Annotated in this window: 10 protein-coding genes; 3 read left to right on the top strand and 7 right to left on the bottom strand. The window is 62.9% G+C overall.

Features of this window, described 5'->3' with window-relative positions; translation table 11 throughout:
- Positions 1-45: 45 nt before the first annotated feature.
- The 7 genes from KR767_RS19095 to KR767_RS19065 form a co-directional block, all read right to left on the bottom strand.
- Positions 46-423 (bottom strand): VOC family protein, encoded by a 378-nt coding sequence (locus tag KR767_RS19095; protein WP_250877448.1) that lies wholly within the window; start codon positions 421-423, stop codon positions 46-48.
- A 77-nt stretch (positions 424-500) separates the two neighbouring features.
- Complete coding sequence (locus tag KR767_RS19090) at positions 501-956, bottom strand: acyl-CoA thioesterase (RefSeq protein ID WP_208392564.1); 456 nt, start codon at positions 954-956, stop codon at positions 501-503.
- Positions 953-6,706 (bottom strand): type I polyketide synthase, encoded by a 5,754-nt coding sequence (locus KR767_RS19085; RefSeq protein ID WP_250877447.1) that lies wholly within the window; start codon positions 6,704-6,706, stop codon positions 953-955. The genes KR767_RS19090 and KR767_RS19085 overlap by 4 nt, the downstream gene beginning before the upstream one ends.
- Entirely contained in the window at positions 6,703-7,635 is a 933-nt protein-coding gene (locus KR767_RS19080) for a hypothetical protein (RefSeq protein ID WP_250877446.1), read from the bottom strand. The genes KR767_RS19085 and KR767_RS19080 overlap by 4 nt, the downstream gene beginning before the upstream one ends.
- Positions 7,632-9,617, bottom strand: a complete 1,986-nt coding sequence (locus KR767_RS19075) for a CRTAC1 family protein (RefSeq protein ID WP_250877445.1) — start codon at positions 9,615-9,617, stop codon at positions 7,632-7,634. Before KR767_RS19075 ends, KR767_RS19080 begins: the two co-directional genes overlap by 4 nt.
- Positions 9,614-10,405 carry a helix-turn-helix transcriptional regulator gene (locus KR767_RS19070; protein WP_250877444.1) on the bottom strand — a complete coding sequence of 264 codons (792 nt, stop codon included), beginning with the start codon at positions 10,403-10,405 and terminating at the stop codon, positions 9,614-9,616. Before KR767_RS19070 ends, KR767_RS19075 begins: the two co-directional genes overlap by 4 nt.
- A gap of 147 nt (positions 10,406-10,552) precedes the next feature.
- Entirely contained in the window at positions 10,553-11,521 is a 969-nt protein-coding gene (locus KR767_RS19065; protein WP_166949174.1) for a DUF1702 family protein, read from the bottom strand.
- A gap of 256 nt (positions 11,522-11,777) precedes the next feature.
- Between KR767_RS19065 and KR767_RS19060 the strand changes: the two genes are divergently transcribed.
- From KR767_RS19060 to KR767_RS19050, 3 genes are all read left to right on the top strand, one after another.
- Positions 11,778-12,494, top strand: coding sequence for a hypothetical protein (locus KR767_RS19060; protein WP_166949176.1), 717 nt, complete (start codon positions 11,778-11,780; stop codon positions 12,492-12,494).
- Positions 12,495-12,597: 103 nt separating this feature from the next.
- Positions 12,598-13,122 (top strand): DUF6265 family protein, encoded by a 525-nt coding sequence (locus tag KR767_RS19055; protein WP_166949178.1) that lies wholly within the window; start codon positions 12,598-12,600, stop codon positions 13,120-13,122.
- 69 nt (positions 13,123-13,191) lie between these two features.
- Positions 13,192-14,187, top strand: coding sequence for a hypothetical protein (locus tag KR767_RS19050; protein WP_250877443.1), 996 nt, complete (start codon positions 13,192-13,194; stop codon positions 14,185-14,187).
- Positions 14,188-14,209: the final 22 nt, after the last annotated feature.

The raw sequence follows: 14,209 nt of genomic DNA, 5'->3' as shown, positions 1-14,209 counted from the left end.
ACAGGTGTGCCGGATAGGGGGTCTCCGGTACGCATGCGCAGGAATTTACTGTGAAGCGATCCACCAGGTCGTGCCGGAGAAGTCCTGGACGCCTCCACGGAGGTCGTCGTCTGCCTCTTTGCGTTGCATGTCCTGGACGACGGTGGCGCCGGCAGCGACGGCACGCTGGAATGTGGCACGTGCATCGGGCACATAGAGATGGATATGCGGGACATACGTATTCGCATCGGTCGCGGCACCACCCACCATCACCACGCTGTCGTCGATCCTGACTTCCGCATGCATCAATGAACCATCGGGTCGGTTGTAGCAGCGAAGCAATACACCACCAAAAGCCTGTTCGATAAAGGCAATCAGCGCATGCCCGTCCGCGCAGATCAGATAAGGGCTCATCGAGGGATAGCCCTGGGGTTTCCATGTCATGCTCGTCACCCTTATCGCATACCGGGAGCGGTCGAGATTACGTGGCTATGCCAGCACGGGCAACCGGTTATCGGACCTCAGGTCGGATGGCTGACGCGGTACGGCCCGAGAGCCTGCAGCAGCGCCTCGGGCACGGGGGTGGGTCGAAGCTCGCCGTCCTGTCGGCGCATCGAGGCAAGCACCTGACGTCCGCGAGCCGCATGGGCACGACGGCCGTCGGCTCCGCATCGGTAATAATCGAATGCGAGGCCAATGCGATTGTGAGCCAGGTCATCCAGACGCATCCGAAGCAGCACGCGATCGAATGCTGAAAACTCCATGACATAGTCACAGCTGCAATGGAGCGTTACCAGGGCCAGGTCGTCTCGAAGCGAGGCCAGGATCGTCGGGCAGTGCTCGTGCAGGAACATTTCCCGGCAGCGGCCCTGCCATTCGAGATGCCGCGTGAAGTACACATTGCCGACCAGGTTGGTCTCCGCAAAACCGACGGTATGGAACATCTCGAAAGCAGGTGCATCCGATGCCGGCATCATGCTTGCAATTCCGTGGCGATGGCGATGGCGACGTGGCGCTCGCTGGATTGCACGGCCAGTACCGTGCCTGCGATAGCGAACGTGCCTGAGCGGAGAATCAACCATCCGTCGTGATGCGTGGGATCGATGGTGATGGGTGCCGACGTCGGAAGTCCTGCTTTTTTCATGCTTTCCATCGCAGTCCAGACGCGCGTTGCAGCCGTGTCCAGATCTTCGTCCAGCGCGGATCCGACCTGTTCTGCAAGTGCCAGGCGTGTAGCACCCAACAGATCGTGCCAGATGTCGCGAGTGCGCGGTGCTACGGTTTCGAGATCGCAGCCAAGGGGGCGCCGACCGGTGACTGCCAGCATCAGCCCGCCGGTATAGGCGTGGGACAGGCCATAGCCCTTGTCCGCGAGCGGCCTCCCGTCCGGGTGACGGGTGATGCTCGCAAGGCCATCGAGCATCGCGGCGGATAGCCGGTGGGCATCTCCCCGGCGCCCCAATTCCATGCCCATATGCATGGAAGGTCCGGGAAGCAGATCCATGGCGCGTCGTTCGAGGTAGGGCCCTAGAAGCGGTAACGGCCAGTGCTGGGGGGCGGCCTGCTCCTTCACCATCCGCAGCCTGAGCCCCGTCCATCTTTCTGCCAGATCGCCGCTGGCATCACGCAATTCGAGGTCGTATATGAGCGTTTTTCCTTCACGTGCACGTTCTCGCGCCTTTATCTGCCGCGGTCCTTGCCGGACGGAACGAATATCCATGCGGTCTATCGCAACGGGAAGTACCGTGTGATGGGGTATGCAGGCCTGCAATGCGTGGATGGCGGCATCCCGCATGGCCGGATCACCCAGCAGGAGCGTGTCGGGAAGGTCGCGGCGGAACCACTCGCGGGTGTTGCCGGATGCAATGTCTGCGATGCAGGCTTCGGCGCTGAGCTGCCGGTATGTCTGCAATCGCTGAAAGCTCGCGCCGTGCGGCAACAATGGGCCATAGATATCCGTGCGGGGTTCGATCGCAAGGGGCGCCTGGTCAAACATTACCCGTACACCGGGCAGGCATGCATCGGCCTCGTCGCAAGGAAGCCACGATCCCCGGAAATGATCGACCTGAAACCCCGTATGGGAACTGCGAAGGGCGATATCCACGATACCTGACGGCCTGCGCAGCGCCACGATACGCAAGGTTGTAAAACCTGTTGCAGGGATAGAGATTGGACGGGGGAAGCTCACATCGTCGAACCGGTGCCGGCTCCTGGCGCCGGTGCGTCGATCCAGCGCCAGCGCGGCTTGTGCCATGGCTTCCAGGCCGACAACAGCGGGCAGGAGTTGCTCGCCAGCATAGGCGTGCTGTGCGAGATAGGGGTCGCTGTCCACCGATAGCTCCGCGTCAGCGATCAGTTCCACGCCGGGTATATGAAGATTCACTCGTTCGATGAAACGATGGAAGGGCAGTTCATCCCTCGCGAAGCGGATCGTGGAAGGCATGCCGAAGCGACTGCACGCCACGACGGATACCGGGCCATGCATTGTCCCGAGAATGGTTTCCAGCATGGCGATACCTTCGCGGGGCGCGATGGGAACGATGCCTTGGCGAATGAGTGAATCAAGCGCGCCGAGACGCTCGCCCATTCCAGTACCTGACCAGACTGACCACTCGATATTGAGGCACCGGCATTCAGGAAGCTGCTCTGCCAGGCGCTCGATGGCATACGCCATTCGTTCGTTGGCCAGGGCATATTCGGCCTGGCCGGCAAGGCCGATGCGGGCAATGATCGAGCCGAAAGCGATGAGCAGGCGGGGTGGCACACTCCCTTCGCAGGCGGCTATGAGATGGTGCATGCCGTGGAGCTTGGGCGACAGCGTGCCGCGAAGCGACGCGGCGTCTACCTGCTGGACAAGCCGGGGCTGGTTGATGCCGGCGGCATGCAGGATGCCCGCAACCGGTCCCAGTTCGTGACGGGCCCGGCTAACAGCCGAAGCCACGGCCTGGGCGTCGGTGACATCGGCGACGTAGTAGCGCCAACGCACGCCGTGGGCATCCAGGCGCGCAAGGTGCCGATCCAGTTCGTCGCTCGCACCCGGCCGGCTCCTTCCCAGTAGCGCCAGCGCGCAACCCGTGCGCAGCGCCAGCGCCAGCGCACATTCGGCACCGATGCCGTAACCACCGCCGCTCACCAGCAGCACTTCGTCGGGGGCGGGCAGACAGGTGACCGGCGTGTCCGGGAGGTTGTCAGTCTCTGGAAGGTCAACCAACTGCCATGCCGGCTGTTCCCTGCGGCCCGTGGGGTCATATCTCGCCTCGGTGAATCCCGCCGCGGCAGAAAGTTCGTCGAGTACCCACTGCAAAGCCTCGGGATGATCGAGCGGCACCTGCACCACCACGGTTGTTCCATGACGTTCCAGGTGCACGGATCGTGCAAATCCGGCGGCACCGGGTGCGCCCTGCACCACAAGGAACATCGCTTCACGATCCGCACCCAGCAGGCCTGCCGCCGCGACGAACAGATCGTCCTGCTCGTCTTCTCCCTGAGAAGGCTCAAGCAATAACGCGATGCCCGTTCCGGTTCCCTGGGCAGACAGCCGTTCGGCGAGCGCGGTCGCAAAGGCCCCAGGCCGTGCGACCACGTTCCACGAGGACGTCGAATGCGCGGTTCCTGATCGCTGGAGGCGAGGTCGCTCCTGCCATTCGACCCGAAAGCCTCGCAACCAGTGCCCCAGCCCTTCTGGCAGGGCGGGAGATTCGGTGCCGGCGGGCCCGCTCAGGGACAATGCCGCCGCGATGTCCATGAGACGGGCGTCGGCAAAATCCATGGGCGAGTGCGGCGCGGGCAAGCCGAGGGCGCGCGCCGCTTCGACGATGACCTGACCGGCCACGATGGAATTCAGATGTAGATCCGAGAGCAACCTGCTGTCCGGCGTGATGGATGCTCTTGGTAATTCGGTCCGTAGGGCGAGCAGGTCGCACAGGTGCCCGGTGATGCTTCCTGCGTCGCTTGTGGGTGCCAGGGGAGGGTGTGTCGTGTCCGTGGCCTCGGGTCCGGTCGTGACGGACAGTAGCGTGTCCGCTACGGGCGCCCGCTCGCAGGGATTGGCGAGGAACTGGCGCGGTAGCCAGTCAAAAGGGCGAATGATCCTGTCCTGGAAAAGTACTTCCAGATCCGGACGGGCACCGGCGACGAACGTGGCAGCTACCGTGCCCAGCAGGCCTGCCACACCCTGGCCACAGGCGTCGACGGAGAACGCGGGACTATTGGAGCCCGCCGCAGCCAGGCGCCCCAGTGTGGTTCCTGGTCCTGCCTCGATCCATAGATCCACGTATGCGTCCGCCTCCTGCAGCGCATCGAGAAAACGCACGGGCACCGTCAACTGGTGACACAGCAGGTCGATGATGTTTGTGTGTTCGTCAATGTGTGTGCCGGTGACCGTTGAAACGATGTCCCGATGAGGAGATGCAGGGGATTCCCCGGACAGCAATGCCCGCAGCGGCGCTTCGGCTGCCGCGACGTGGCGCGAATGGAAGGCGTGCGAGACAGGCAGGCGGCGGGCGGCAATACGCTGCTCGCGCAATCTGCCGAGAAGAAGTTCCAGCTCTGCCTGGTGTCCGCTCAGCACCGTTTGCGATGGCGCGTTCATCGCAGCGATTTCCAGGCTCGTATCCTTGAGCCACGGCCTGAGGTCGTTCGCGGAAAGACTTACGCTGGCCATGGCACCCTGGCCCTGAAGCGTTCCCATGATCTGTCCGCGCGTGAGGGCAATCCGGAGTGCGGCATCCGCGCTTAGGGAACCTGCCCAGGCAAGCGCCGAGATTTCTCCCAGGCTGTGCCCTACGGCGATCGTTGCTTCGATACGCAGGCGTGCCAGCACCTGAAGCGCTACCATCGATGCCTTGACGATGGCAGGTTGCGCCACGGCGGTGTCGCGGTCCTCGCCTGCGGGAAGGGGCGCACTGTTATAAGCCTCTTCAACTGCCGGGAAGCGCCGGCACCAGTCGCCTCCGTCCACGCATGACGGAGAGCCCTGACCGGGAAAAAGGAATCCTATGCGGGGAGGGTGTAACTGCGTTCCGATATAGATATTGCCGTGCTGTTCGACACCCTTGATGTCGGACCCCGTTTCGAGTCGCCGTGCGGCCGCCTCGAAACACTCGCTTGCCTCACCGGGATTGGCCGCAACAATCGCTATACGTAGCGGTCGCGTGCCCGAGGTGGTGGCGAGGGATGCAGCCAGGTCGGGTAATTCACCCTGCGACAGCCTTGCGACCAGTGCAGCCAGTTCCCGGAGGCGACGCACCGCATCGTCCGTATTGTCAGCATCCAGAACGAACAACTCGGTATCTTGCGCGGTGGAATCCAGGCGCCTGTCATGCGGATGAGGCACCCTGCACGGTGCTGGCGCGGGGTCCTCTATGATCACATGAACGTTGATGCCGCCAAATCCCAGCGAATTGATACCCGCCATGCGGGGGGCATCGGGCCAGGACTCGACCCGGCGGGCCACGCGCAAAGCACCCTCCTGCAGCAGTGAGTGGGGTTGTTCGCAACCCGCCGATGGCGGAATCACGCCATGCCTGACGGCGAGGGCAGCCTTCATCAGGCCGGCGATGCCGGATGCAGCCTTAGTGTGGCCGATGAGCGCCTTGATCGAGCCGATCGCGGCGGGCCTCCGGCCCGTGCCTTTCTTTGCCTGTGTAAGCGCGGTTAATTCCACTGCATCGCCCACCGCCGTCCCGGTGCCATGGCCTTCGAAATACGGCACATCCGCGATGTTGATACCTGCACGCTCGCAGGCACGCGCCATGGCCATCTGCTGTCCACTGGATTCCGGTCTCGTGAGTCCGCCTTGTCCGTCGGAAGAAATGCCCCATCCCCGGATCACGGCGTGAACGTGGCAGCCCTGCGCGATGGCGTCGGCATGTCGCATGAGCACTACGAAGCCGCATCCTTCACCGGGCAGGAAGCCCGTGGGCCGCTCGTCGTAGATGCGCATCCGGTCGATGGCCAGCGCGCCGGTCCGCGCAAAACCCACCAGTTCGAAAGGGTCGAGCGAAAGGTCGACGCCTCCTGCGAGGGCCATGTCCAGATCGCCCGCCACCAGGGCCGAGCAGGCTTGCGCCACGGCCAGAAGGGACGATGCGCAGGCGCCATCCACGGTAAATCCGCCACCATGCAGCCCGAAGTGATTGCAGATGCGCCCGGCAATGGTGTTGGACAGACCTCCGGCGAGGCTTTCCTCGCTGGGTACGGGAAACGGCTGCTTGTAGTCACGCTCCAGTGCGTGGAGCAAGGCAGCGCGTCGGTCGGGCTCCCAGCCCTCCGCCTTGAGCACGGCATCGATCTGGCGCTGGACGTAGGGCCACCGAAGGCGCATCTGGCCCGCACGGGAGAACTCACCCGCGAGAGAGTTGCCCACCAGCACGCCGGTGTTGCTGCGACGTGATATCGCGGCGTCAGCGAAGCCTGCGTCGTTCAGCGCATCCCGCGCGACGTCCAGCGCCAGCCAGTGGCAGAGGTCGGCCGCGTGATAGCTCGCTGCGCTGATGCGATGTCCTGCGCGATCGAAGTGATAGCCCTCGAGCAGGCCCGCGTAGCGGACGTAGGTCGTATCAGGGCCACCTTTTTGCGGCGCATAATCGTCAAGGGATAGTCTCTCCGGCGGAATGGGTCGAAACGCCCGTCGCTGCACCAGTATGTTTTCCCACAGCTGCGCCGGAGTATTTGCGCCGGGGTAGCGACAAGCCATGCCGACGATTGCAATGGCTGGCGTGCTCATGTCGCTTCGGGTACCGCATTGGGCACGGGCGCGGGGAGCTTGCGCTGCGCGGCCGCAGCCCTGCGGGATGCCACCGCGAGTCCGATGCCCCTGCACAGGCAGACGATCGTCAGGGCGAAGAACAGACCGAAGACGACATGGAACGCCATCAGCATGCCGTAGCTCGCCGCAACGGCGGCACCGAAGGCTATTTGTCCGCCGCGCGACACAGGGGTGGTGGCGGGGTCGGTGAGCATGTAATAGGTGAACAATAGGAAGGCCACGCCGGTCATCGGGTTCAGTGCCGCAGGTAGCGATGCGTCGAGGAGGACGCTGCGCAGGATGGCTTGAAGGACGAACGCGCCAAGCCACGCAAGGATCAACGGAAGTCGCCGGGTAAGCCGGGCATTGAGAAATGTGCCGGAAGCGATGATGACACCGGGCAGTATCCAGTCGTGCCAGCCGGCCAGGCCTTCCGTGAACTGGTAGGGAGGGGCGATGCCAACGAAAGGAAAGACCAGCAGCGTGATGGTGATGCCGATATTCGAAGGGTTCATGACATGCCGCTGTCCCTCGCCGATGCGCACGCGAAATAGCCATTTCGATGCGATCGCCGTCACGGTGGCGAAAACCACCGGCATCAGCAACTCGTTGGCGTAGAGCAGCATGCTTACGGCCAGCGCCGTGATGTGGGCCGGCAACAGGAAGTTCATGAGGCGGGCAGGGCCGCCGAGAAACTTGGCCGGACGTCCACCCATGCGGGCGTCGAACGCCTCCAGCCCTAGTTCCGCGGCATATGCGCACGCCAGTGCTACGACCGGCTGGGCCCAGGATTGCTCGAAGCCGAGAAAACTGTGACCAAGCACGTTCAATGCCGTGATGGCGATGGCGAAGCGCTGCAAGGCGACCAGGCGAAGGTCCGGGGTGCCGGATGTCTTGGCGATATTCATGGGCGATTTCCTTGCGGGTTCGCAGCAACCAGGTTTCCTGTGCCAGGCCAGCCCAGGGTCACGGTATGCCAACCGGGCCGGAGCTGGAGTTGTTGTTCATGTGCGTTGCCGTCGGGATCGCGCCAGCGGACCTGCACGGCAACGGCAGCCGGCGCATCGTGCCCCAGTCCGAAATGAAGATCGGGGCTGCGCTTGCCGCTGTGGCCGCTTCCGCCATCCACCTGAGCGGTCTGGATCTGCCCGTTGCCAGCAACGATGCGAACCTGGGCACCAATGGCAGCCCGGTCCGGTCGGTCGGTGGACGGATGGCCGGGCCTTGCGTCGGTGGGGGCCGGCTCAAGGGGAAGCCTTAGATGAAGGCCAATGAATCCGGGGGTGTTCGCGGCGCGATTGAGATAGAAGTGCGAGTCCTGCCACTGCCCGGCCACGGCGAAATCCAGCAGTCCGTCACCGTTGACGTCTGCGATGGCAATGCCGCGTGATACACCCGGCTCGCCAAGGCCAATCAGGTCGGCGATGTCATGAAAACGTGCGTCTTCTCCCTTTACATAAAAGGGATTGTGTTGCTGACCACTGATATCCGCGTTGCCCTTGAAACGATGCCAGGCGGTGGGAAACCGCAGCAGGTAATCGTTACCCATGGCGATCTCGTGCAGTTCCGGCCAGCGGTTCACGTCGCCCTTCAGAAAGCCCACGGCCTGCAATGCCTCCAGCTTTCCGTCATTATCGAAATCGCCAAAGCGCGCGTCCCATCCCCAGCTGCTCCGTGACATGCCAAGGGATTCGGATCGGTCGTCAAAGGGCGCACGGCCGGCACGAAGTGCATCCTTCTGGCCGGTATTGATGAAAACGAAGTGACTCTCTTCCAGCGCGTATTCCTGCGCGATATTGCTGACGAAGAGGTCGAGTTCGCCATCGCCATCGAGGTCGCCGAAATCGGCGCCCATGCCCTTGAATGAGTCCCTGCCGAGCACCTTGGAGCGTGGCGTGGTGAAGTGTCGTTGGCCGAATACCGGTTCGAACGACGGCTTGCCGGGTGTCGACCGGTTGTGCAGGAGGGTGTCTGGTCCGAAATCGTTGGCCACATAAAGCTCGGGCAGAAGGTCGCCATCGAGATCCGCCGCTGCCAGGGCCAGGGTCCAGCCAGTGGCATGCTCTGCCGGGAAGGGCTCGGTGACTGTATAGCTGACGTCCGGGACGCTGCCTTTGCGGGCTGAAGCCCAGAGAAGCACGCGATTTCGTCCGCCGTTATAGGCCCTCGACATCGAATCCTGCATGCCCTGGACATTCGCGTGTTGGCCCAGGATATGAGCCCCGTCGGGAAAGTAGTTTCCTATCACCAGGTCGGCGTGACCGTCGCCATCGATGTCGGCAAACATCGCGGCGTTCGTGAACCAGCGCTCGGACGTCGCCACGATATCGACGGGGCGGTAACTGCCGGCGTCCAGGCGTCGTGGGAAGGAGGTGGCCGGCTGCGCAAGAAACGCTACTGGAGTTCGCCCCCAGTAATATACGAGAAGGTCCACGTGGCCGTCTTCGTTCATGTCTCCCGGGGCGCAGCCCATGGGAGCCATGGTCAGCGGGTCGTAACTCAGCGGGCGGGCGTCCAGCGCAAACGGCGTGTAACGTGCGGGCGTGCCGGGAGCAGGTGCGACGATGACCTGGTCGGTACGCGGATCGACATAACAAGCGTCGTCGGGCAGGCCGTTACCATCGAAGTCGCCCAGTGCGACGCTGGCGCCAACGCTGGAGATCCAGCCTGAAATGCCCGCAAGACTGGGATGGACATCGCGCTGCGCCCGCATTGCCGGATGATTGTCCGGAAGGGGCAGAATGAACGAGGAAAATGCAAAACGTTTCGCCAGCGATGCGCGTTGTCCCTCGTCGTAGGCAACAGGCCGCGCGAGAAGCCAGGATGTTGTCACCAGGATCATCGCGAGGGACTTTGTCGCGAACCCTCTTGCGTACAAACGTTTCTTCATGACCTGACGCTCTCGGGCGATGACAGCGGCGCCGGATGACGGGGTGCGGCGGCTTCCATGGCCGTTGCCGGCAATGTGGCCATGCGGAGGTTCATCAGCAGGGGAAACGCGACAAGAATGGGTGGGTCGAGCAGGTCAACCGGCCGAAGGTGCAGCTGCAGCGGTATCGAGGTATCGGTGGGCCTGAGCGGACCGCACGCCGCCACCCCGGCGATCAAGGCGCGGTTGTCGAAGGCTTCGCCGGGCTGAACGTGCTTGAGAGCCACGGCCAGTATGTAGAAAGGACCGATGCCTTCGGGAACGGGTAATGAAAAATGCCTGCCGCCGGCGAGAATCGCGCAGGCAAGCGGTGCTTCTTGTGGAATCGGCGACCCGAAGACGCCGGCGAACAGGTTGATGTCGCCTTCATCGTGATCGATCTGCCCCACGTAGGTCGCGCCGGAGTCTCTGGCCACTGGCGCCGGCGGCACCTGGGCCGGCATCGCCGCACCGGACATCATCGAGATATAGGTTTCGCGAAAGCGGGCCGGTGACATGCCCACCAGCTGGGCGAAACGACTGGTGAACGTACCCAGGCTGGTGTAGCCGACATCGAGTGCGATGTCGAAAACGGCCAGGTCGGTGCGGATCAGCAGATCCTTGGCCAGCTCCAGGCGAAGAATGCCCAGGAAACGTGCGGGAGGAATGCCGGTCAGTCTCCGGAATACCCGCAGATAGTGGCAGGGGCTCATGCACGCCACGGCGGCCAGTTCGTCGAGGTCTACCTTGTGGTCCAGCCGGACGCGCATGTGCCGGATCGTTCGCCTGACGGCTTCCGCATGGCTGCCGCTCCGGGAGGACCGCATCGCTGTGTTATCGCCTTCCATTTCCATGTGCATCTCCATGGGAGAGAAATCACGATCAATGACGGACGCGGCGATGCCGCGCAGACAAGGTCAGGCGACAAGATGTCCTGCGTGGTCGGGCCGCAGGGCCATGAGCTTGTCGCGAATACGCAATCGCCACGTCTCGTAGGCCGGCTGGTCGACCCGGTCAGGCGGAAGATCGCGTTGCGCCTGCTCGACCACCGATGATGCGGTGGTGGCGTCCACGCCACACAACGCAAGACATGCGCTTTCGGAATGCGGTTCGAGGTTGCCCGCGCGTACGCGGGCTTTCACTGCGAATGCGCTGCCTTGTGCCAGCCAGGGTGCATGTCTTCCTGCGCGCTGGCGTAACCAGGCAAGGGCATCCATGTCGGCACCGCCGGCATAGGTGGCAGCCAGGCCGGCACCCGCCCACAGGTCGGCATGCCGGTGTGCCGGAAAATGCGATAACGATGACGCCAGTGCCTCGACGTCCTGTCCGTCGACAAACCATAGGCTTCTACCCAGCCCCTGGTCGAATGCCCTGCGCGCATACCCGCGAACCCGTGCAGGTACCTGTCGCGGCGTTTCGATGGCTTTAGGCCAGTGGAAAAATCCCTGGTGAAACCCGTAGCCGTCGAGAGCCAGCCAGCGCAACAGGGGATCGAGCCGATTCAGTCCCGCTCCGAGGCCGAATGGCAACCGGGCGTGCGCCCAGCCCGCACCGACGTAAGCCATGTATATGTGATCGCCGCCCCGGCTTTCGATAAAGGACGCAAACCGGTTTCCGCCGAAAATGTGCAATCTGTCCATGAGGTAAAGCGCCATGGCGGCGCCCTCGTAGCCAAACCCCTTCATTTTCGGCGGCATGGCCTCGAGTTGTTCCAGCAGGGACGGCGTATCCGCAGCGTCCAGTGCGTGGTGATACCCGTGCAGGAAGCATGCGCCGATGTCCTCGATGCGTTGGCGCGCCTGCGGCGTCGCCACGCGAAATCCGCGACGTGCAACACGGATTTCCTCCGAGGAAATCCGCAGAAGCTTGCGTGGTATCGATCCCATGACCGTCCTCCCCCGAGGATGGACGTTTCCCGACGTCCGTGATGAAGTAAGCACTTCAAGATCGCAAAATATTGCGTTCGCGGAGGCTACATGAAACGCTTTGGGCTCCGCAATCGGGAAAATAACCCGCATATCGCAAAATAAAGCGATCAAATCGCAAGATCATCAAGATGGAAGAAAGCACCGCGCGGCAGGCATGGCTAGGCTGCAGCCACACTCGCCACTGTCTGCAACCTCCATGACCGGAGATGCCACGATGAACCAAGCGTTCCTGAAAGGTGCTTTTGCCCTGGCCTGCATGCTGGCCCTCCCCGTCGCAACGGCGGCAGTGGACGTACAGCGTCCCGATGCGAATCGCTATCCGGCCAAGGGAGGCACGGAATACGAGCAATCGATCATCACCATCCCGCTATACGCCGCAGGCAAGGCCGAGCCGGTGGAGATCCTCAAGCTCACGGCATTCATGCGTCTGGAGCGCGAAGCGCCTCGTACGAATGGACTGGGGCATCGGCAGGTGGAATTCACCATCGCCCAATGGGAGTTGATCGGCCATAGCAACTATCTCGATTCCGATGTGTTCTTCAAGCTCTCCGACGTTCCTGTACAGCCCAAGAGCCTGGTGATTTCCCTGACCGAGAAAGCCGATTACCCCGCCATGATCGTCTACAACGCGATCTACGACATCTACATCGGCAACAAGCTGGTCGCCAAGAACCGGCCTGGCGTGGCTTTCGCCAAGAATGTGTTCGAGATCCCGCCGCGCAATATCAGCGTGGCTTTTTCCAAGCCGTTTACCGTTCCGGTCGATTCATTGACCAGTGCCTCCGCCAGGAAGGCGGTCGGCCAGGCCGGGGGCGTCGAATTCTCCGACGGCACCTGTGAGGACATGTCACAGATCGAAAAATCGGTGTTCGACAAGGGCATCGAGACCATCCAGGCAGCTCGTACGGCCGCAACGCCGGTCGATCGGTAAATCGCCGGGATGTTTCAGGTGGCGGGCGTGGCCTTGTGCCACGTCCGCCTTTTGGCAGTAACGGCGATCCCTCCTGCGGGATGCCCGGACAAGGAGACATAGTGTGCCTATCGGTTCGGAAAAGGCGGCCCGGTCCGCGAAATGGATAGCGGCAGCCTGCCTGGCGCTGTCGACCAGCGGCCATGCTGCAGCCGGTGGAACATTCACGATCGATAACGCGGCGTTCCTGGCCGGATGCTGGCAAGGGGAGGCAGGAGGCGCGAACATTCGCGAAACCTATACGGCACCGCAAGCCGGGTCCATGCTCGGCAACAGCCAGGTCGTAAGCAAGGGGAAAACCGACTTCTTCGAGTTCATTCGCCTTGTCCAGACGCCCGATGGGGTCGAATACCGGCCTCTGCCCAATGCAAAGAGTGCCGCCTCGTTCAAGCTGGTGAAAGCCTCGGCCACCGAGGTGGTGTTCGAGAACGCCGCCAACGATTTTCCACAGCGCATCCTCTACGCGTTTGACGCGGGCAAGGGTCTCCTGACGGCACGTATCGAAAAGCTGGATGGCAGCAAGTCGGAGTCGTTCCCGATGAAGGCTGTCCCCTGTGGTGGAGAAGTCCATACCAGGGCATTGCGCTGAGTCACGCGCCATGAAGCACCGGCGTGGCGGCATGCCGGTGAAATTCGACACGGGTACCTGGGGCCACGGATGAAAAGCATCACCTGTCTTGGTCGTTTTGCTGCGTGCCTTCTGGCAGCGGGCGCATGTGCCGGCATGGCGACCGGCGTGCTCGCGGATGAGTTTCGTGTCGGCCCTCCCCATAAAGGGTGCCGCGCGGATGCAGCCAGGCGAAGCTATTGCTCGCCTGCCGAAGCGATGGCTGCCGCGAATGCCCGTCAGGGGCGCCACGTCATTCACCTTGCGGCCAAATCGATCTACACGCTGGAGCAGCCGGATCACGACGCCGAAGGAGGAAACGGGCTCCCCGCGGTGGCGACGCGCGTCGAGATCGACGGACATGGAGCGATCCTGGAGCGTGCCCGGGCTGCAGGTCAGCCGGCATTCCGCCTGCTGCGCGTCCTTCCCGGAGGGAATCTTACACTGCGCAATCTCACGCTTCGGGGCGGTGCGACGGGGCTTGGTTTCGACGGGGCGGCTGTCTGGAACATGGGCTCGCTCAGCGTGATCGGCTGCACCCTGGAAGATAACCACTCCGGTGATGATGGTGGCGCCATTCGCAGCGACGGCACGTTGCTCGTAGAGGATTCGGTTTTCCGGAGAAATTCCGCACTTGCCCAGGGAAGGGTCGGCGGTACGGGTGGCGTCGGCGGAGCCATCCAGACCCATACACAGTTCGGAAAAGGATATTCGCGCATCGAGCGTACCGTGTTCGAGGGAAACCAGGCCGATGCCAGCGGCGGTGCGCTCTGGTTGCTGGGCGACACGACGATCGTGCAGGCCACCCTCATCGGAAACAAGGCCGGTGAGCGCGGCGGGGGCATCATGAATTACGGCACCCTGGATATTCGCAAGTCGCGCATCGTGGATAACGATGCGGTAGATGCCGGCGGTGGTCTTTATGCCTTTGGCGAGGCCCGGGTGACCGAAACGGAGATTACGGGTAATCGTGCCGGTTCGTCGTCCGATTGCGACGGACACGTAAGCGGTTGCGTGGCGGACATCGCCATGCGCGGTAACGAGTAAGTGGGGGCGCGATGAAGCTATG

Origin of the sequence: Luteibacter anthropi, assembly GCF_023699965.1 — a bacterium.
Classification (GTDB): domain Bacteria; phylum Pseudomonadota; class Gammaproteobacteria; order Xanthomonadales; family Rhodanobacteraceae; genus Luteibacter; species Luteibacter anthropi.
The sequence above is the reverse complement of the archived record's forward strand: the minus strand, read 5'-3'. Positions and strand labels throughout refer to the sequence as shown.

Excerpts from the sequence above, each read along its gene's own strand:
- KR767_RS19095 (WP_250877448.1), bottom strand. The coding sequence starts at position 423 with ATGACATGGAAACCCCAGGGCTATCCCTCGATGAGCCCTTATCTGATC.
- KR767_RS19090 (WP_208392564.1), bottom strand. The coding sequence starts at position 956 with ATGATGCCGGCATCGGATGCACCTGCTTTCGAGATGTTCCATACCGTC.
- KR767_RS19085 (WP_250877447.1), bottom strand. The coding sequence starts at position 6,706 with ATGAGCACGCCAGCCATTGCAATCGTCGGCATGGCTTGTCGCTACCCC.
- KR767_RS19080 (WP_250877446.1), bottom strand. The coding sequence starts at position 7,635 with ATGAATATCGCCAAGACATCCGGCACCCCGGACCTTCGCCTGGTCGCC.
- KR767_RS19075 (WP_250877445.1), bottom strand. The coding sequence starts at position 9,617 with ATGAAGAAACGTTTGTACGCAAGAGGGTTCGCGACAAAGTCCCTCGCG.
- KR767_RS19070 (WP_250877444.1), bottom strand. The coding sequence starts at position 10,405 with ATGCGCGTCCGGCTGGACCACAAGGTAGACCTCGACGAACTGGCCGCC.
- KR767_RS19065 (WP_166949174.1), bottom strand. The coding sequence starts at position 11,521 with ATGGGATCGATACCACGCAAGCTTCTGCGGATTTCCTCGGAGGAAATC.
- KR767_RS19060 (WP_166949176.1), top strand. The coding sequence starts at position 11,778 with ATGAACCAAGCGTTCCTGAAAGGTGCTTTTGCCCTGGCCTGCATGCTG.
- KR767_RS19050 (WP_250877443.1), top strand. The coding sequence starts at position 13,192 with ATGAAAAGCATCACCTGTCTTGGTCGTTTTGCTGCGTGCCTTCTGGCA.